We start from the raw sequence: 21,067 nt of genomic DNA on the forward strand, positions 1-21,067 counted from the left end.
TGCAGTTATGGTAAAACAGGCACGAATTTTAAATAGTCAAGGGATATGCTGTTGGCGTTTACAGACGTGCTGTTTGCCCCGCTGGCTGTGATCTTCAGATAACCGTACCTGGTATTCACATACGTACCTACCAGTACTTCATTGTAATTCATGTAGGCTACGGATTGGTAACCGAAATTCGTTACTGCCGTGAAAGGGGAAAAAACAGATATCTGCTGATTGAATAATATCGGAGTAGGCAGTACTGGTGGTGCTGTAGCTGTCGCCGCCGTTCCCGCAGAAAGTTGCTCATTAATAGCCCGTTGATAAACCTTATAGGTCACTGAGTTTGCGTCCCGAACCCTGTAACCGGAATAAAAAGATGCGGGTAATCCGGTACCAGAAATGAAGAGATCTTTATAGGGTACGCCTGATGGGTCATTACGCAACCTTATCGCGATATTCGCTGCGCGGTCTGTCCTTGCGAAGAAGGCCGCATCCTCGCCCTGGATCACGATCGTTGGGATCTTGTCGGTCAGTCTGAAGTTAACGCCGGTCATAACATATACGATACCATTGCTTGCGTTATAACTCTGAACGATAGTCGTCCCTCTGAGTAGAGGAACCTTGACACGTTTAACTGACAATAAGGTATCCGGTAATTGCGGCTGCTGGTAGACCCCGGGTATGACGAGGTCCTTGGTCACGTTAAGTGCTGCCAGAGTTTTTGTGCTGTCCGCTGTACTCGTAGTAAAATACTTCGTTACTTTGTTGTTTTCCGCGTCGAAAGCGGCATCGGTCAAAATGATATAGGTAAATTGCTGGTCCTCGTCGCGAAGATCTGCGGTTTGGTCAAGGTAGTAATTCTTATTAACGAGGCCTGTTCCGGGTTTCAGGATCGGCCGGCCATTACCATCCACGCCTGTTACTGTCGCCAATGTCGTGTCCTGATAAACGTAGTTTTGAGATTTAATATAGGCGATTTGTTTCTGACCCAGCGCCGTTTGCGAATTGATAAATTCCCAGATACTCATTTTTGGGATCACGGCAGCATCAATGATATGCAGTATACCATTGTTGGCGTATAGGTTAGCCTTAAGGATGTTCGACCCTTCAAATGTTCCCGAAGTTAGTACCCCGTTTTTACCATTGAGGGTTTTCAAACGAAGCGGGCTGGCCGCCATGTTGGTGGTTATCGCCAGGTTCACAATATGGTTTCCGATGAATTGCTTTAGTTTAGCTGAATCGGTCAATATCGTAGATGCCACGCCCTGCATCGCCGTATTATTGGGTGCAAATACAGTGTAAGTCTTTGATGCAGCCAATATCTTATCATATCCGGTTTTAATCACATATTGATAAAATATACTCAGGTCACTGTTTTGAGCGATCTGCACAGAAAGATTATTTTGCAAAGCAGTATCAGAAATGAGATCGCGCTGGTCCCATTGATCTTTACAGCCTGTGATGAAGATGACCAAGAGGACAAACAATGTTGTGCAGCTATGGCGTATATTTTTATTCATAGTTTTTGTGGTGAAGTTTATTAAGCCGGGCAAAGCCCGGCTTTTATTGCTTTGATTAAGGAAAGGTAGAAGGAGTGTTGACTATATTGCCATTTACGGACATGCACTTATCTGTTTGCGACATACTTGTTGGTATAAACTGGATCATGTCGAGGAATACATTGTTAGTACTACCTCCAGATGTCTTGATACAAGTGAACCGAATCCGATGCACGTCTGTTGAAGTTATGGTTACTACGCCGGCTAATTGGGCAATATTGGTCGTGCTACCTGCCGGTTGCTCCGCGATGTAGCGTTTGTACCCTTGGGATTCTAAAACGGTACGGCTCGAAGTTGAACTCGGGAGGGTCGTGCCAAAATCAACGATCCGCCCAAGGGTTTGGCCATCTACGCTTACCTGGGTGAACCTTCCCTGGCCACCGGAACCACCATTACGATAGCAAATCCATACTTTGTAAGTACCTTTCACGATTAATGGGGTCACCGTTTCAAACCATGAGGGAATTGTAGTAAAGCCCAATCGCAGGCCGATCAGCACATAATCATTATTTACAAAATATTGCTTGCTTCCGACGGCTCCATCAACCGTGTAGACCGGACCACTATAGTTGTTTGCTGCTTCCCAACTGAAAGCGCTGACCAGACCTGTCGTTATAGGGAGCGTAGCGCCGACTTTCTTATAAACCGATGTGGCTTTACGGAGCTCAGGCTGATCGGTAACATCGAAATACACGGGTGCCTGTTGGCGAACCTTGTATTTGAAATTAGTTTTTACACTCTGGATCACGCCGTTGTTCGCCGGAACATCGCCGAGAACGCGGTCGAGCGGTACTCCAACCTCCAAGATCCCGTTGAAAACAACCTGATTAAGAATAACATCGCTGTTGATCAACGCTACAGGCAAATTCTCCTGCGGGGCCAACGTCGTTTGTGAGGGACTGCTGACAATATCACCAAGATACTGAAGACTGGGTATTATTCGATAGGCTACGTACAAGAAAAGGCTGTCGTTTGGATTCTTGGGGTTTCCTGTCGTTGAATATTTAGCTTTCAGATCAGCGAAACTTGTAATACCTGCCGCATTGAACACGGAATCTGTTTGAGCGATAACGGTCAGAAACGGCCGGTTAGAACTATTGGCCGGCACCACATTCAAGGTATCGTAGTAACCTGTGGCTGTTAGGGCCTGACTGAATATGCTGTATTTAGGATTGGCTGCGAGGATCTGTGCGATTGTTTGGGTTGGGGGTAATAATACATGGTCAAGGGTATGTATCAAGCCATTACCTGTCCTGATATTGGGTTGGATAACCTTTGCCTGTTTATTGATCACATAGGATGTTATACCGCCATCAATCGCGGCACCAGTTGTGATATATAATCCGAACATGGTCGCGGTCGGCAATTTGCCATCCGTAAAATTGAGTGTTGAAAGTGTATCCTGTACGATATGGAAACTTACGAAATCTTTCAGCGCATTATCGTCTATTTCGTCAACCGAAGATTTATTGATGGTTTGCAGATATGCGGTCATCGCCGTGTTATTCGGCGCAAAAACAGTATACCGGCCGTATGCTCCTAAAAATCCGGCGTAGCCCGTTTTGATCAGGGCCCGGTCGAAGATCGAATAGTCGGGGTTGGTGTCGAAATACTGAATAATATTCAGCGTTGGGTTCGTCGTGATCGGATACTGCTCTGGTTTGCAGCCACTAAAATAAAATAGAATCATCAGGCTTGCCGCTGCGAGTCTGCCTATTCTTTTGTTGATTATCGAATATTTCATGATCTCTGTATTTAGTTTTTATAGAATGGGTTTTGAACCAGGTTCGGATCGTTCAGGATTTCGTTGTATGGTATCGGCAGATAATGACTGTTCAAATCTTTCAATTTTGCCGTTGCCGACTGTTGTAAATTCCCTGGCATATTCGAGATAGAAGCTGTGATCAATTCATTAAGGTTTCTGTAATTGTTGCGTTTTGCATAGCGCAAAAGGTCGTACCACCGTTTTCCTTCAAATGCAAATTCTCTGGAGCGTTCATCTAATACATAAAGTGCAACAGCATCAGCATCTGTGGGGGAGGGAAACTCTAAAGTTGCCGGGAGTGCTTTGGCCCGAGTCCTGATTGTGTTGATGATGTCCAAAGATTCTGTACCGCGGTTTAGGTAGGCCATCGCTTCGGCTTTCATCAGAAGGACATCGGCATATCTATATACGATCCAGTGTGCGTAAAACTGATCGATCGAACGCGCTGTGGCATCACCGGTGACACCTGAATATTTCCATATCTGACTATTGTTCGTATTAACGGAAACAAACCTGCCCCGGCGATCATAATTATTATCGTCGAGGAAATCGATATTGAAAACAGAACTCATCACATTTGGGGAGGCAAGAAATCTTGGTTTTTGCAGAAAAGCAGTGTAAAAAGAGTTCAGGATCTGGCTGTCGAACTGAAACTCAAAAATGCTCTCACTTGAATTACCCGAATAATATAAATTACCAAAGAACCCCGAATCTCCGGGAACCAAAGCAAATTGCCCCGAATTGATGACCTTGTCACAGGCGTCGATACAATCCTGGTAATTATCCATCCATAAGTATACATCCGCTAATACCGCATCAACCGTGTATTTGGTGATTCTTCCTTTATCGGAGGCCCGGTTACCGTAAGAAATTGTCGCAGTTGGTTCTGCCGTGTTGAGGTCCTTTATGATCTGGGTAAGGATATCGGCCTGGCTGGTTTTCGATAGCTGTTGTACATCAGTGTCGCTTCCTGTCGATTTTAATTTCAGTGGTACATCACGAAATGTCCTGACCAGATAAAAGTAAAGCAGGCTACGAAGGGTCAAGGCCTCAGCAAGGTAGCTGTTGAGCTGCGCCTGAGTAAAAGTATTATCTTTTGCGATCACCCCCGGAGCATAATCGATTAAGATATTGCACAGGTTGATTGTCCGGTATACTGCAGACCATTTAGCCAGCGTGTTGGTGGATAGGATATTATCCTGTAACATATTCAATTCATCAGTTGCCACATTTGCTCCGCTGATCACGTTGTCGCCACGCAATTCCCCCCATAAGAACATGTATTCGGCCAGTTGCCTGTCCTTTCCTGCCGGATCGGCCAGCAATGAGGCATACAAGCCGAGAACAGCGGATTGAACCTGCTCTTTATTTTGCCAGAATTCCTGGCGGATCACACCATCCTGGGGATAGAGTGTAAGGTATTTTTTACAGGATGTTGCAACGAACATCAATATCGTTAACAAGGCCAGCTTGATCGTATTTCCTTTTGACATAATTTTTCGCGTTTTCATAATTAAAAACTGGCTGTTAGCCCCAAAGTATAGGTGATGGAAGCAGGTGTGTTCGAGTTATCGATCGGTTGCTTATAGATATCACTTGATTTCGCCGATACTTCGGGATCCTGGCCTAAATAATGTGTGAACGTGTAAAGATTCTGCCCGCTGAAGTAAATACTTGCGCTTTTCAGGCTTAACTTTTTCGCGAACAGCGTCTCCAAATTGTACCTGATGGTTGCCGCACTGAACCTCAGGTAAGAACCGTCCTGAACATACCGGGAAGAACCAAGCCAGTTGTAACCTGTATTGAATGCAGCGCGTGGGATATCCGTTACATCACCGGGTTTTTGCCAGCGACGTAATACTGCTGTACTTTGGTTATTATATTTGTATTCGTTCGTTGTGGTGACCATGGTGTTGTTGATCAGGTCGAACTTATAACGATAACTAAAAAACGCAGAAAATTTCCAGTTGCGTTTGTAGGTCACCGTTGGTCCAAAACCTCCTGTAAAGCGCGGATTCCCATTGCCCAGGTACACGATATCACGCGAATCGATTACACCGTCGTTATTGACATCCCTGTATTTTGCATCGCCGGGTTGAAAGGTGTAGTCTACAGCGGGATAGTTGTAACGCATATAAACCGGTTTTTTATCCGGGCCTAAGATCTGTTTACCATCACGGTCGGTTGCGATCGTCGCATTTTGGTCTTTATAAACCCCGTCGAATATATAACCGTAGAACGAACCTAATGGATTGTTAACCTGCAAAAGTGAAAGGAAGGTGCCATTAGTGGTGCCTCCTCCATTCGAGGTATTGACTAATGGCGAGATCTCACGGATCACGTTCTCATTGTGGGCGATATTGAAGGTAAAGTCAACGATCAAGTCCTTTTTCTTTACGGGTGTAACATTGAAGCTGACTTCGAAACCCTGGTTATCCATTGTTCCCACATTCAGGTTCAGTGAAGTATACCCGTTGAAATTTGCAATGGTCGGTGTGAAGAATAGATCCGATGTCCGGTTGCGATAAATTTCCCCGTCGAAGTTCACCCTTGAATTGAACAAGGACAGGTTGAAACCCAGGTTTTGTCCTTTTACTTTTTCGTACCGTAAGTTAGTCAGCTCAATATTAGATGAATAAACCGCGCTTTGTCCCAGGTAGGTCCAGTTAAAGTTGGAAAACTGGTTATAAAAGGTATAGGGAGTACTTGGTGCATTGCCAATGATACCGTAACTGGCGCGCAGACTAAGATCGTTCAGGAACTTGAACCGTTTCATGAAGGGTTCGCCCGATAGGCGGTATCTTCCCGAAACCGAAGGGAAAAGGCCATAGCGGTGATCCGGCCCAAAATTCGAATTTGCATCCCCGCGTAAACCTACATTGATGATGTAACGATCAAAGAAAGAAAACTGTCCGCTTACCAATGCAGCAAGCTTGCGGACCTCTGTCGCTGTAGCTGCAACGCCCAGGTCACTGTTCTGGCTGCGTGAGGGATCGGAGGGGTCCTGCAAGTAAGATGAAGCTGTGTTGGCTGTCAACAGAGACTGACTCAAGCCTTTGTTATCATCAGTTTGGATCGATAACAAGCCTGAAAATGTTACTTTATCAGCGATCTGCGGGGTATAAACCAAATTGGTCTTTGATTGGACATCGTAACCATCCACATCATAATTGTAAGCGCGATTCACAGCAGTTTCGGTGGTCGGCCTGCCTGTAGCGCTTTGTGGTAAGAAACTGTTTCTTACCGCTGTGTTTACATCAAATTGTACATCAGAGGTCAAAATCAGTTTTCCAGGCGTGATCTGGTATTGCAGATTAAAGTGAGGCGTTATTCGGTCTGATTTGAGATTGTTAATCCCATACATCGCCATAGCAACAGGGTTAAAGGTTTCCGGGTACTGTCCCTGAATATTGGATGAGGGGGTAAAGAAATTTGGTGTCATATGGCCGTACTCGTCATATTCGTAGATCGACATGTTCGGCATCTTGTTGAAGGCGATATTGCGGATATTGCTGTCATCGGAGTTTTTGCCTACAGCCTGGTTTACATAATTGCCATCGGTGATTGAATGAGTATAAGCGATATCCGTGCGGAAACGCAGCCTGTCGGAAACCATATAATCGAGGTTGAGTCTCGCATTTAATCTTTGCAGCGAAGTTCCGAGGGTCGTGCCGGTTTGCGTCACATACCCCAAAGACGCAAAATACCTGGCTTTCTCGCCACCGCCTGTGATCGAAAGATTGTTATCATGAGTGTAACCGTTCCTTGAAATAGCTTTAACCCAATCCGTATTCTGGCCATAATTATAATAATAGTAGGGGTCGGAGGGATCGCGTGCAAACTCTTTTGCTGTTAATGTATTCAGCGGTGTACCCTGCGGCGTGCCATTAAGATATTCCTGAGGAATCAACTCAGAATATTGACCTCCATTCAGCAAGGGAAAAAGCGAGGGTTGAAGGCTTAATGCGCCTTTATAAGTATAAGTGAATACCGGCGAACTAACGGCACCGCGTTTGGTCGTGATCACCAGGACACCGTTGGCTGCCCTCGCCCCCCATACCGCAGTCGCCGCAGCATCTTTTAGAACAGTGATCTCTTTAATATCAGAAGGTGCAATGCTAAGGAGAGATGCATAACCCTGCTCATCCGCGGTCTGGAAATTAAAATCCGCTGGCACGGCAGTTTCGTATGGTAACCCATCCACTACGATCAACGGATCGGTCACGCCATTTATACTGGAAGTACCCCGAATCCTGATCGACATGCCTGCGCCAGGATCACCGGATGACGCCACGATATCCACTCCGGGCAACCTCCCTTCAAGTGTAGCAGCGATTGATGTTGCCGAAAGTTCTTCCAGGTCTTTCGCTTGAATTGTCGTTGACGCGGTAGTTCTGTCACGTTCGTCAATCGGCAAACCAGAGCCATTATTTACCGTAGGGCGGGCTGTGACGTTAATCTCTGCTAAATTGGATTTTGATTCCAGGCTGACGTTAAATACCCTTTGCTTATCTATAGGTAAAACGACCGTTTTGTATCCAATATAGGAGAATTGTATTTTATTCGCTGTATTGGAAACCTTGATCGCGAAATTTCCATCGATATCAGTAGCTACCCCGGTGATTGTGCGTTTATCACTGTTAATTTCGATCACGGAAGCGCCGATGATGACGGCCTTATCAGCAGCATCCGTTACCCTGCCCTTGACCAGAATCTTTTCGGCAGGTGCCTGCGCTATTGCTTGTCCTCTGATAAAGATGATTAACAGGGCGGAAAAGCAAAGTATATAGTTAAATATTTTTTTCATATAAAGCGCCGTGGTTTGTTTAATTGTAGTTTAGGTAATTGTCGATCTGGTGGATGACGGTATAATTAGAAAGTATATTGCTGTTAGGCACTACGACATTACAGCGTTTACCCTGGTTATCCAGCACGTACATCGAGTTGATCGTTGTGAAAGTTTGTAGAAATAAGGGGGATCCGGTATTGGGGTCGCTCAGCAGTGTCGGGTAACTCGGCGGACTGCTTTTTTTACCATCTGGGACGATAGTTGTTCCGTTAATTATATGGTATTGGATGAATTTGTTTACCTGATCGACCTCGGTTGACAAGGTCGGTTTATAATTCGGGATGCGCGTGGAACCGCTTGTCGTATACGGAAGCAGGCCGGCATTTACCGCGCTTTGTATGGCTGCATTTGACGGAATCAGGATCGTATAAAACGTTCCAGGTAACATTCCGGTGATACTGCCGGTTGTAGAATTATATAATCCGCTATTTAGTAGGTATTGATAAAAGCTATAGAAGGGAGACGTGGTTGTGGCAGCATTGGCCGCTATCGTGATGCCCACCTGATTGTTGGTATACAATGGCACACCCCCTGTCGTGTAATAGGCTTTGCCATTGGATGCAGTCACTGAACTAGTGATCCGGAGTGTTTGCCCGATATCGGCGTTCCCTGCAGCAAAGATCGTGTTGGCATTGTAGCGAAGATATTCGCCACCGGTCCCATCGCCGCTTCCGGTTTCAAATATGCCCTGCCCGGAAAGGTCATTGAGCTGACCTGTCGGTGTATTGGCAACAAGCATACTTACTAATCTTAACATATTCGTATTAGCAGTTCCTCCGATCACTGTGGCGGACGCACCACCGGGCGCAGTATAGGTAAAAGCACCGCTGGCAGAACTGTAGTCATAACCTAACGCACGGAATGCGACATCGGGGACCATAAATAGAGTGAACTTGAAACTCGGGTTGCTGACAACATATCGCAGGTTCATGTTCAGCGCGGTCGTCATTAATGAATAAGCGGGATCAAGATATGCCCGGCCAAAAACTGTAGTAAATACATTAGCTTGCTGAACCTTGTTTGTGCCGTAAAAGATACCATTGCTGCCGAAATATTTATCTACAACATCCTTAGCGGCATCGAATCTTGCCGGCTCGCCCTGCATGTTGCTGGTTGAGGCGAATTTGGATGGCCAAACAGCGGTTTGGAACATGTGCGCATTTAGGAAATCCTGAATAATGTTTGCAGGCAGCTTATCGAAAGAGGGATAATGCTCAAGCAATACCGTATTGATATAGGCATCCAGCTGAGCATTGGTTGGCGCGAAAAGCGTATAGGTACCTTGCTGCCCGTCATTATCAGCAGTCTTTAAAAAATTCTCATTATTTAACGAAAAGGCCAGGGGATAGGTCGCGTTAAAATATGATTTCACATAGGCATTGCCGGTAGTTCCACTCGCTACCTGGTATTGGTGCGTTACATTCGCGTCAATGTTATATTGGACATAATATTTGTCGAAAAGTTGCTTGAAGTGGCTGTAATTAGAATTGGAGGCCAAATATTGTTCGAGGCTTCGAAGCGGCGTCACCACCGAACTGGTCTCATAGATCACACCGTTTTCAGCTGCAATATCTTTGGTAAGCACCGTGCCGTCCACTACGTTAAATCCGGTATAAGTCGTGTTGGGATAGAAATAGTTATAATCTGCTGCGCTAAGTTGTTTTGTGGCAAAGAACGCCGTTGTGAAGTAAGGTATATATTTATTATTAAAATCGCCGTAAACATATGTCGCTGTGTTGCGATTGGTGGCTACTGCAGTAAGCACCTGGCCCGCTACCGGATCCGTCCTTCCCTGCGGTGTAAAAAGTACCGTATCAGTATATAACCCACCATGGTAAGCGGTCCTTCTTTTAAAAGCGGTGTTAGCCTGATAACCCTGGGGTGACATATAATCCGAAATATGGTCGGTAAACGACGCGTTATAGGCCAAACTGTATTCAACTATACTTTTGGCTGTTGCGGCATCGATCTGGTCTATGCTGCTAATACCGTGCGCTGTAAAATATTTTTTGAAAGCGTCGTCATTCGGCGCGAACATGGTCCAATAACCCGCAGAGTTCAGCGTTTCGGCGTAACCGGCTTTGTCAATGCAGGCCAGGAGGTTAGTGAAGTTTCCCCTAGACTGTAGTATTTTATAGATCGGCGCTTCAAGCGACGGAGGACGACCGTAAAACTGATCGATTGCTTGTTTACGGCAACTGCCGAATAGGATGAATACGACCGATAGACAGAATAGATTTCTGATCAATTTATACATATGAAAAAAGTTAAAATTTACGTTCAGGCCTGGCGATAATGTTAGGTCTGATGTTCTGCTAATTGTTGCTATCGTCTTTCCTGGTTTCCGAAGGGCGGATTTGGCTGCCGCACAAAAATTCGGGCACAACCCGGGCAAGTAGAGTTCCTCTCATGTCTTTTAATTTTAGTTTAGAAATTGGTTTATCGTGTTGGTTGCACTTAGGTCATCATAACCAGCAATATGGTTGTAGAAACGGTTACTGATGACCACTCAAAAGTAGATCGAATAACTTGCAACGGGCTGTATAAATTGTCGCAATTATCCGGTGAATTTGTCTCAATTATCCTGCACGATTTTATATTGGGTTTTTGCTCCATTCGGATACTAAGGAAAAAAACTAATACGCTGCATCTGCAATTAGGAATGAGCTGGCGCCCCGGTTTAGCGAAAAATCGACCAAAACCCGCTTGAAGACGGTTATAACGAGGGAAGCTGCAATTAACCAAATTTTGGATAAACTTTGATCAGGTATAAACGTCCAAACTGCCGATGCCTTTATTTACTTTTAGCCAACGATTATTACGGGTGTTACCGAACCTTTGGGACAGACTGTAATATCAGCTAATGCCGGACAGGCCCAGCGATAAACCAATTATTTAATATCATAAATTAACACTTTAAATTCTATGCGTATCCGATCACCTTATTTACTAATGATCTGTTTGCTTTGCGGACTCGCCGCTTTTGGTGCGGGCCCCAGAAAAAAATACAATTTTAACAGTTCATGGAAACTGCTAACCGGCGAAGCTACCGGTGCCGATGCCCCGGCGTTCGACGACAGCGGATGGAAGCCCGTTACCCTGCCGCATGCTTTTAATGAAGACGACGCATTCAGTAAAGAGATTGCTAACCTGACAACCGGAATTGCATGGTACAGAAAACACTTTAAAACCCCCGCCGGGTCTGACGGTAAAAAAATCTTTATTGAGTTCGAAGGTGCCAGAATGGGGGCCGAGGTTTTTCTGAACGGTAAATCTATCGGCCTGAGCGAGAATGGCGTAATGGCGTTCGGTTTTGATCTTACAGATCTGCTCAAACATGATGGTACGGAAAACGTGATCGCTGTACGGGTCGATAATTCCTGGAAGTACAAGGAAAAAAGCACAGGGTCGGGTTTTGAATGGAACGATCATAATTTCTATGCGAACTATGGCGGGCTGAATAAAGGCGTTTACCTGCACATCACCGATAAACTATACCAAACGCTACCCTTATACTCAAATTTGAAAACAACAGGCACCTACATCTATGCCAGGGATATAGATATCGCTGGAAAATCAGCGGTAGTTAATGTTGAAACAGAGGTCAGGAATGAATATGTGGATGCGAAGACCTTCACCTATGAAGTTCGTGTCGAAGACATGGATGGCAAGACCGTGAAGACCTTCAGTGGCGGTACCATTACGCTAAAACCCGGAGAGACCAGGATCATCAAAGCAAATGATAAAGTCAACGGTTTAAACTTCTGGAGCTGGGGCTACGGCTACCTCTATAAGGTATACACGAGCCTGAAATTAAATGGTTCAACAATTGACGAAGTGAAAACGGTAACCGGTTTCCGCAAAACCGAATTCAAAAACGGTATGGTATACCTGAATGATCGCGTGATCCAAATGAAAGGCTACGCGCAACGGACCACGAACGAATGGCCTGCTCTTGGCGTATCCGTTCCAGCCTGGATAAGCGATTTTAGCAATGGCTTGATGGTCGAAGGCAATGCCAACTTGGTACGCTGGATGCACGTTACGCCATGGAAACAGGATGTGGAATCCTGTGATCGTGTAGGCCTGATCCAAAGTATGCCCGCAGGCGATGCCGAAAAAGATGGAACAAATCGCTGGTGGTCTCAAAGGCTTGAGCTGATGCGGGACGCGATGATTTACAATAGAAACAGCCCAAGTATCCTTTTCTACGAATCAGGAAATAGCGGGGTGAGTGAAGACCATATGAAGGATATGAAAGCCATTCGTGACGAGTATGATCCGTATGGTGGCAGGGCATCTGGGTCGAGAGATATGCTGGAAAGCAAAACAGCCGAATACGGAGGTGAAATGCTTTACATCGATAAAAGCGCGACGAAGCCACTTTGGGAAATGGAGTTTTCACGGGATGAAGGGCTGCGTACCTATTGGGATGAATTTTCCCCGCCTTTCCATAAAGAAGGCGTTGGACCGAAGCACAAGGAGAGCGAAGACCCGGCTTCTTACAATCATAACCAGGATGCCATGGCGCGTGAAGATGTGATCCGCTGGTACGAGTACTGGCACGAGCGGCCAGGTACCGGTGACCGGGTAAGCTCCGGTGGTGTGAATATCATTTTTTCAGATTCCAATACGCATTTCCGCGGCGAAGAAAATTATCGTAATAGCGGCGAAGTTGACGCGATGCGTATCGCCAAGGAAGGTTTTTTCGCCAACCAGATCATGTGGGATGGATGGGTGGATCCTGACCCGAAAGGATTGCATATCATAGGTCACTGGAATTATGCCAAAGGCGTAAAAAAGAATGTAGATGTGATCGCGGCTGGTGCCAAGGTACAACTTTTTATCAATGGCAAGTCGCAGGGCTACGGTGAAAGAAGCAGTCATTTCCTGTTCACTTTCAAGAATATCAGTTGGGAACCGGGAAACATCAAGGCCATCAGCTACGATGAGAGCGGAAATAAGTTGAATGAGTCTCAATTGAACACTACTGGTCCAGCAACGGGTATCAAACTAACTGTTCGAACTGGTCCGGGCGGACTGAAAGGGGACGGAGCGGACGTGGCCCTCGTAGACGTGGAAGCCGTTGATGCAAAAGGCTACCGCGTGCCTATTGCGATGGATATGATCAAATTTGAATTAAGCGGTCCCGCAGAATGGCGCGGCGGGATCGCGCACGGCGCACCCGGAAATTATATCCTGTCGAAAACCTTACCGCTTGCCTGTGGTATCAACCGGGTGATCATTCGTTCCGTGCCTAAATCCGGCCAGATCATTCTAAAAGCAACTGCTGAAGGACTGAAGCAGGCATCGGTAACCATTACATCTGTTCCCGTTAACGAACACGATGGGCTGGTAGAATACCTGCCCGGAACCGATCTTAAAACAAATCTGAGCAAAGGACCGACTCCGGCAGGACCTTCATACAAAATGAGCAGGCTGGCCGCAAAGATCGTAAAATCAACCGCCGGTTCGAACGCAGACGATGCACCGAAAACATACGATGATAACGATAAATCGCTTTGGAAAAGTGATGGTACACTTCCTCACGCCTGGATCAAATATCAGTTGGACAAGCCCTACGAGATCAGCGAGATCACGATGAAAGTTTTAGGCTGGCGAACTAAAAAGTATCCGGTCAAAATACTTGTTGATAATAAAGAAGTTTACCAGGGTACGACCGAACAAAGCCTTGGCTATATTACCATACCTGTCAAAAAGACGAAAGGACAAACGGTAACTATTCAACTTGCCGGTGCGGAAATAGAACAGGATGCTTTTGGTCTTATAGAGGTAAATGGTAAAAATCACCAGTCGGAAGGGGACTCCGGTAAAGGTAAAAATGCATTCGGCCTGGCTGAGGTGGAGATTTATCAAATGTTATAATTAGTCTATCATTTTAGGACCGAAATTTAGGGTTGATATTTCCCGTGCCCCAGGAGCTGATCCTGGGGCTTTTTTGATTATGAGCCAGAGTCAGTTCCCGTGCGGTAGATACTTTAACAACGTAGTTAAAAATGCAAGACATTACTTGTTCGCGATAATTTCAACCTGTCCAAACTTTGGACAAGCTTTGGTCGTTGCAAAGCAATGCCGGCTGCAACCTTTTTTTTACATTAGATCACCAATTTTAAAGGATGATGAGAATAGTAATTTTCCCCCGCAGCTACAGGGCTGGCCGATCTTTCCGAATTTTTTGTGCTTTTGCGCATTTATTGCCCCGCATTAATTTGCACGTCCTATGCCCTGCATTGCTGTTCGTGATGTGTAGTTTCCCCTTTGTCGTCCAATGTCAAAGCAAAAACAACAGTGCAGCTTATGGTTTTGTGCGATTTAATGTAAAAGGCAGGGATACAGCGACTTTCAGGTTGAGCAAACCAGCTTATCCGTTTCCGGGTCGAAAAAACGTCGTCATCAGGGTAATGCCCGAACTGGAAGGCGCTACAGGAGTAAAGTCGGCGGGTAAAATAACAGTACTTGAACTGAGTGCAGATGCTGAAGTGCTTATCGCATTGCCGCAAACGTTCGACCCTCAAAATGATGCGTACCGGCCCATATTAGACAGTGCGTTAACGATCGCCGGCCTTCCGCCATATCGGATTTACGCGTTACGCTTGCCGTCAGGAATTCATTCCATAGACAAAGAAAGTGAGGATGGTTTTATTGCCGCTGTGATCGCTCCCGGTCAAACCGGCCCGCGCAGAAATGGTAAAAAGCCGGATGGCCGGGAATGGAGGCCGTACCTGGTCGACGGCTTTTTGAAAGAAAAACCGCTATTTGAAATACTCTCGGGAAATGGTCAGATCGTGATCGATGAAGGGATGCCGGGAACAGAGGGGATTCAAGGCGGATTTGAAAGTGGAACTTGTGTAAAGGTAAGCGGCGTCTACCATCTTTTTCCGACCGAACGTGCCGGTAAGGCCGGTAAAGGTCCGGAATACGACCGGGTAAAAACCCGTATCGGGCATTGGGAGAGCAATGATGCAATACACTGGACAAGAACAGGGACGGTATACCAGTCTAGTGGCACCTATGCAATATCTGAATCCGATAACCCAATGAACGACCGGCGCGGTGCTATTTGGTCTTTTAATGCTGTATTCAACAAAGAGGCGGACCGGTGGTACGGTTATTATCTTAGCTATACCGTCGATAAAAATATTCGCCCGAACCATTCTTTCGGCAGGATCTGGCGCACAATATCCCAAACAAAAGGTTTTGCCGGTATCGGCGGGCCTTATGATGAAGGTACACTGATCATGGAGCCGGGGTTGGATTCGCAGCCCTGGGAGGGCAGGCAGGGTGTTGCTTCGTTTTACCCATTCCCGGTAGAAGGTGGCTGGCTGGCGTTTTATGCCGGGGCCTTTCCTTTTCACTCCTGGGCGGATTATCCAAAAAAAACATCTTTAGGCTGGCTGATCGGCCTTGCTTCCGCAAAAACGATGGACGGCCCCTGGACAAGGCTCGACACTACGATGAACCCGGTCAAGAGCATTAACCCGGAGTTCCTCGAAAATCCTTTGGTTTACAAGTTGAAGGACGAGGGTTATATCGCCATATTTGATGGCGGGCCTGATGATAACGGACATCATTTCGTGAATATGATCGGCTACGCGGTTTCGAGAGATGGCCTACATTGGAGCGAAGCCCGTTACATACCGCTCCATACCAAAATCCAAGCCTGGTGGAACGTCATGCGCACCCCGCTTTGCCTGATCCCGGAAGGAGATAATAATTTTACAGTATTATTCGCTGCGATCAACTCAAAAAGATTTCACCCGATCGGCTCCGTGCGCTTAAAAATGGATACCAGGGTGTTTGAACAGTTGTTGAAATTTTGATCCTGTAAGTATTTTTAGTTTCGGCGCGTCAGAAATGATATACTGGCTTGCCAGACAAGGTTTTCAATTCACAGTTCTTTACAAAACCATTGCCCTCGAACTCGATATAAAGCCCCTTGAACTCACCTAATGACTTGGTATAAGTGCCGGAATAAAGCAATTTATCGTTGACGTAAAGCGTTACCTGTTTGTTGTGATCAATCAGCCGGACATGGTTCCATTTTTCCTGATCGATGACGAAGCGGGACAGGTTATGGCTTTTACCCTCGTATCGTTTTTCGCTGATCACATTGAGCCCCTTCGAACTGCAGCCGGCGCTGATCAATGTAAAACGTATCTGCCCGTCTATTCCGGCAAGGTGTATTTTCGTGTTATTGCAATAGATGCCTTTTTTACGAAGTAGGTTCTTAAAGGTCGTTTCAAATATAAAACCATCAGTCAATCCCTTTGTAGCCGTATAATTGGCTAAACGCGTGAAGGTAAGCGACGTTGTATCCAATCCCATTTTATTTAATTGCTCGCTCGTAATATTAAAAATACTATCCGGGCCCGATCTTAAAGCAGGTATTTCGAAATAATGATTTGGCAGGTCGTTCTGGCGGTGAAAGGCAAGACCTATCCACTTATCCGAACGGATACTCACCTGCGATTCCGCGATTCGGCCGGCACGTGTTTGAAGGTATGCTGTGAACACCCCTGGGAATAAATAACTATGCGAGATATTCACCGCGCCCGGCTTAGTATAGATGATCCGGGATTTGTCACCGAAATTAATGAATACACTATCGGTTAATTCGGGCACCTGCAATTCAAAGAAAACCGTACTCGGCAATATCCCTTCCATGCTGGCTACTTTTATTTTGGCGGGTCCGGGATCATTTTTATGGAAGTGTAGCCAGCCAAAAATACCTGCGACAGCGAAGCTCACGATGAGGACCAAAAAGCCTATTAGATATTTCTGCCTATACCGGAATTTGTTAACTGGAACAGGCGGCATTTCTTTAGGGCGGTATTCCGGATGGTCTGACGGGTGTGGAGTATAGCCGCCATATTTCACCAGCGCCTCAAAAGTGGCCTGCTGCGGTACATAGTCTTCATCTACCGCGATCTTGCCAAAGATTCGTTTCAATGTATTCGGACTGATGTTGACATGGGTAGCTTCCAGAATCTCACGGCTAAGATCCGCGAAATCCCCGTGTTTCCACGAAGCTGCATCTCCACGGTCAAAGCGGGTGATGCAGCAAAGTATAACTTCGTCAAGCCGGGTCCTTTTAGTCATCTGAGCGAAAGTATTAAAAATTTATTAGCCATATATCTAAAACCTAACAAAAACCTTTGCGAAAGGCCGAGCGTGACCTTTGACGATTGTTAGCCGTAATTCTTTAATGCACTGATTTATAGTATTTTCTGTTAGCTATCCAAATTCTGATCACACTTTGGTTAACTTTTGGTCAGCTAAGGATAAGTCGAAAATCTGGTTCTCCCTTTAAGTTTGACCAACCAATTTTTTAACCAAAATATGTTTGTGCAATCTGCTACAACGGTACCTATCCCAGGATTTGTGTTGTCCCATGCCGCCTTTCCAGGTGGGCAAATCAAGGAATATCACTTTCTTCCTTTTTTGTGGCTTACACTTTTTCGACAGGTGAGGCGCCAGCACTCCAGCCTGAACCATCTACCGGTTCTCTACGCAGATCCGTTCAGAGCACATAAAACTAATAGTTCATTATTAACCAACCAATTAAATTATGAGACACTATTTACAAATTAAGCTTGCGGGGTTTCACCGCTTGCAGGCGATCTTCGCCATTGGTATGCTGCTATTCACCTTGCCGCTGTCTGCCAACGCTTCGGTGACCTACACAAGAACAGGTACCAGCATGCGAGATATACGCTTGACCGGTAGGGTTATCGACGAGACCGGCCAGCCGCTGATCGGAGTAGGTATCAAAATAAAAGGCGCTACCGGCGGTACGTCTACTGATGTAACTGGTGCATTTACCATCAGTGTACCCGATAACGCCACACTGGTCCTCACTTATATCGGTTACGATACTCAGGAGATTTTGGTCGGTAATCAAACCAGTGTGACCATTAAGATGCTTCCGTCTTCAAAATCGCTTAACGAAGTGGTGGTCATCGGTTATGGTACGCAAAAGAAGTCGAACGTAACCGGATCAATATCTTCGTTGAAGAATGACAATCTCGACCAAAGGCCGATCACTCGCGTAGATCAGGCGCTTGTAGGGCAACTGGCGGGAGTGAACGTTAAGCAAACGACAGGCGTACCCGGCAAACCGTTTAGCATACAGGTTCGTGGCAACGCCTCGATCAGTGCCGGAAACGAACCTTTATATGTCGTAGATGGATTCCCCCTGACCCCCAACGCCTCGAATGTCGCAAACGGGTCATATTCCAACGGCAATCCGCTGGATAATATCAATCCTGCAGATATCGAAAATATCGAGGTGCTGAAGGATGCCGCCGCGGCGGCGATCTACGGTTCGCGGGCATCAAACGGTGTTGTGCTCATCACCACCAAACGTGGGAAAAGTGGCGCTCCCAGGATCACATTGAATACTTCAGTAGGCTATAATCAGGCCAGTAAGCAATTAAAAATGCTGAATGATGAACAGTGGATCGCCAGGGCTACTGAGATCATCAACGGTCAGTATATTGCCAAGGCGGGTGCTTTCGGTGCAACTGTCAACGATGATGCCAACACGCGCAGAGCAAAGCTGACCGCATCGGGGCTTCCGCTGTCCGGCAACCAGATCAATACGGCCTACATGCCTGACCCGCGCTGGGCTATTCCTGGTCATCCCGGCCTGCAATACTATAACTGGCAGGATGTGATCGAACGGAAGGGCTTGATGCAAACTAATGAACTATCTATCAGTGGCAGTACGGATGCTGTAAGCTATTACGTATCGGGTGGTTATCAGGATCAAAACGGTTTCATTACCGGTCTCGGCTATAAACAGTATACCGTAAGGGCAAACGTTGAAGTGAACCTTTCCAAAAAACTGAAAGTTGGTGTTAACGTAGCACCAAGTTATTCGATCACCCAAGATCCGGGTGTCGAGGGTAAGGATGCGATCTTCAGCACATCCCTGACCGGTACACCTTTGCAGGAAGATTCGGTAGGCCTTTACCCTAACTTCGGTAAAAATGCAGTAGGTACATATAGCGGTGGCTTTACGAGTCCGCTCGGGAAGTTGGAAAACAACGTCAATACATTAAAGAAGTACCGGACATTGACCAGTGGCTATGCAGAATATCAAATTCTTCCGAGGCTTTCCTTCAAGACGTCGGTGAATTACGACAATTCTATCGGCCGTACCAATGTCTATACGCCCTATTTTACTCAGGGTACCGTGGCATCACGTATCTTTTCACCAACGAACCTGAACGTTTTGGCCACCACATCGGGTTCCTATAATGAATACCAGCGACAGACCTTTGTGATAGAAAATACGCTGAACTTCAATGCATCTTTTAAAAAGGTTCACACCCTGAGCCTGCTTTTGGGTCAATCTTATAATACTGACCGTTTGGATAACCAGTCCGCGAGCTCAGTCGGTGGTTATAACAATGCGACCGTACAAACTTTAAGCGCGGCAGCAGGCACCAGCGCCAATTCATCAGCAACAAGAAGTGTCCTGGAATCTTATTTCGCCAGGGCACAATACAGCTATAAGGATAAGTACCTTCTACTGGCAAGTATTCGTAGCGATGGATCCTCGCGATTTGGCGAGAATAACAAGTTCGGTATCTTCCCGGCAGCTTCATTGGCATGGCGGGTGATTCAGGAAGATTTTATGAAAAAAGCGCCTGTATTCAGCGACCTGAAAATTCGTTTCTCCTTCGGCGTGAATGGGAACAGTAATATTGGCGACTATGCAAGTATATCGCAGATCGGTAATGCCAATATCGTTGCAGGCGGCACTCCGGCTGCAACCATTGGGCAGGCACCAAGCAACCTGGCCAATCCATCTTTGCAATGGGAGAAATCGCAAACCTACGATGGTGGCTTAGACTTCGGGCTTTTCAATAACCGCCTCACAGGGTCATTCGATTATTACAACAAGTTTAGTGATCAGTTACTTTTATTTGTTCAGGTTCCAGAGATCACGGGTTTCGGTTCTTATTTGAGCAATGCCGGTTCGATGCGCAGTGTTGGTGAAGAGCTGGAATTGACATCGCGGAATATCATCGGACGTTTCGCTTGGAGCACAAGTCTGAATATCAGTCATAACCAAAACAAGATCGTTTCCCTTGGAGCCGGTCAAAACCAGATTATTATTCCTAATTCATTCAATGTTTCTGATGCGATCCTGCGCGTAGGCGAATCGCTGAACAGCGTATACGTATTGAAATACAATGGTTTCCTGACGGCCGCGGACGTGGCGAATAAAGTACCTACGTATGGCGCGGAATCTGTCGGCGACCCTAAATTCGAGGATTATAATAGTGACGGCACGATTTCCGAAGCTGATAAGCAGATTGTAGGTCATCCTAACCCCAGCTATACTTTCGGTATAACCAATACTTTCCGTTTCAAAAACTTCGAGTTGAGCGTGTTGGTTCAGGGTCAGCAGGGTGGTACATTCTATTCAGAACTGGCCCGGGCCATTGCGAGACCCGGGCAGGCATATACGGACAACGTACCTGCAAGCATCGTGAACCGTTGGTATTCAGAGACCAATACCGGTGACGGGCGTTATGGAAAGGCCTATGCAACTTATAACTCGCCTTTTGCGGCGACACAAGATGCAGTTTATTCAAGCGACTATATCAGGGTCAGGAACATTACCCTGGGCTACAACTTTAAGCCGCTTATTAAGACCCCGGTAATTCAGGCTGCGAGGGCGTATATTTCGCTGGAGAATTTTTTCGGAGCTGATAAATATACCAATGGCCTGAACCCGGATGCGGCCAATACTACAGTTAGTACCAATTCGAATTATCCGCAGGCCGGTGATTATGGCGGCTTGCCATTGGCTAAATCAATTGTTTTCGGCTTAAATTTTACGTTTTAATTGAATAGAAAGACGATGAAAAATAA

At 46.1% G+C, this 21,067-nt stretch carries 9 protein-coding genes; 3 read left to right on the plus strand and 6 right to left on the minus strand.

Annotation, left to right across the window (positions count from 1 at the left end; all coding sequences use genetic code 11):
- Nucleotides 1–5: 5 nt before the first annotated feature.
- From KXQ82_RS04585 to KXQ82_RS04605, 5 genes are read right to left on the minus strand one after another with little or no spacing between them, the layout of a single operon-like run.
- On the minus strand, nucleotides 6–1,505 hold the full coding sequence (locus KXQ82_RS04585) for a fasciclin domain-containing protein (protein WP_219486986.1): 1,500 nt from the start codon (nucleotides 1,503–1,505) through the stop codon (nucleotides 6–8).
- Between the two features lie 55 nt (nucleotides 1,506–1,560).
- Complete coding sequence (locus KXQ82_RS04590; protein ID WP_219486987.1) at nucleotides 1,561–3,288, minus strand: fasciclin domain-containing protein; 1,728 nt, start codon at nucleotides 3,286–3,288, stop codon at nucleotides 1,561–1,563.
- Between the two features lie 11 nt (nucleotides 3,289–3,299).
- The gene (locus KXQ82_RS04595) at nucleotides 3,300–4,820 is read right to left on the minus strand and encodes a RagB/SusD family nutrient uptake outer membrane protein (protein WP_255563433.1); all 1,521 of its coding nucleotides are present in this window, start codon (nucleotides 4,818–4,820) and stop codon (nucleotides 3,300–3,302) included.
- Between the two features lie 2 nt (nucleotides 4,821–4,822).
- Nucleotides 4,823–8,116: a SusC/RagA family TonB-linked outer membrane protein gene (locus tag KXQ82_RS04600; RefSeq protein WP_219486988.1), complete on the minus strand. Its 3,294-nt coding sequence runs from the start codon at nucleotides 8,114–8,116 to the stop codon at nucleotides 4,823–4,825.
- A 19-nt stretch (nucleotides 8,117–8,135) separates the two neighbouring features.
- On the minus strand, nucleotides 8,136–10,415 hold the full coding sequence (locus KXQ82_RS04605; RefSeq protein WP_219486989.1) for a fasciclin domain-containing protein: 2,280 nt from the start codon (nucleotides 10,413–10,415) through the stop codon (nucleotides 8,136–8,138).
- A 695-nt stretch (nucleotides 10,416–11,110) separates the two neighbouring features.
- Here KXQ82_RS04605 and KXQ82_RS04610 point away from each other — a divergent pair.
- Both KXQ82_RS04610 and KXQ82_RS04615 read left to right on the plus strand, forming a co-directional pair.
- Entirely contained in the window at nucleotides 11,111–14,044 is a 2,934-nt protein-coding gene (locus KXQ82_RS04610; RefSeq protein WP_219486990.1) for a DUF4982 domain-containing protein, read from the plus strand.
- A gap of 251 nt (nucleotides 14,045–14,295) precedes the next feature.
- Nucleotides 14,296–15,999, plus strand: a complete 1,704-nt coding sequence (locus KXQ82_RS04615; RefSeq protein ID WP_219486991.1) for a glycoside hydrolase family protein — start codon at nucleotides 14,296–14,298, stop codon at nucleotides 15,997–15,999.
- Between the two features lie 28 nt (nucleotides 16,000–16,027).
- Here KXQ82_RS04615 and KXQ82_RS04620 read toward each other — a convergent pair whose 3' ends face one another.
- Nucleotides 16,028–17,128 (minus strand): hypothetical protein, encoded by a 1,101-nt coding sequence (locus tag KXQ82_RS04620; RefSeq protein WP_219486992.1) that lies wholly within the window; start codon nucleotides 17,126–17,128, stop codon nucleotides 16,028–16,030.
- Between the two features lie 619 nt (nucleotides 17,129–17,747).
- On the opposite strand from KXQ82_RS04620, the gene KXQ82_RS04625 reads away from it, so the two are divergent.
- Nucleotides 17,748–21,041 carry a SusC/RagA family TonB-linked outer membrane protein gene (locus tag KXQ82_RS04625; RefSeq protein ID WP_255563434.1) on the plus strand — a complete coding sequence of 1,098 codons (3,294 nt, stop codon included), beginning with the start codon at nucleotides 17,748–17,750 and terminating at the stop codon, nucleotides 21,039–21,041.
- The last annotated feature ends 26 nt before the right edge of the window (nucleotides 21,042–21,067 follow it).

Origin of the sequence: Mucilaginibacter rivuli, assembly GCF_019391655.1 — a bacterium.
Classification (GTDB): Bacteria; Bacteroidota; Bacteroidia; order Sphingobacteriales; family Sphingobacteriaceae; genus Mucilaginibacter; species Mucilaginibacter rivuli.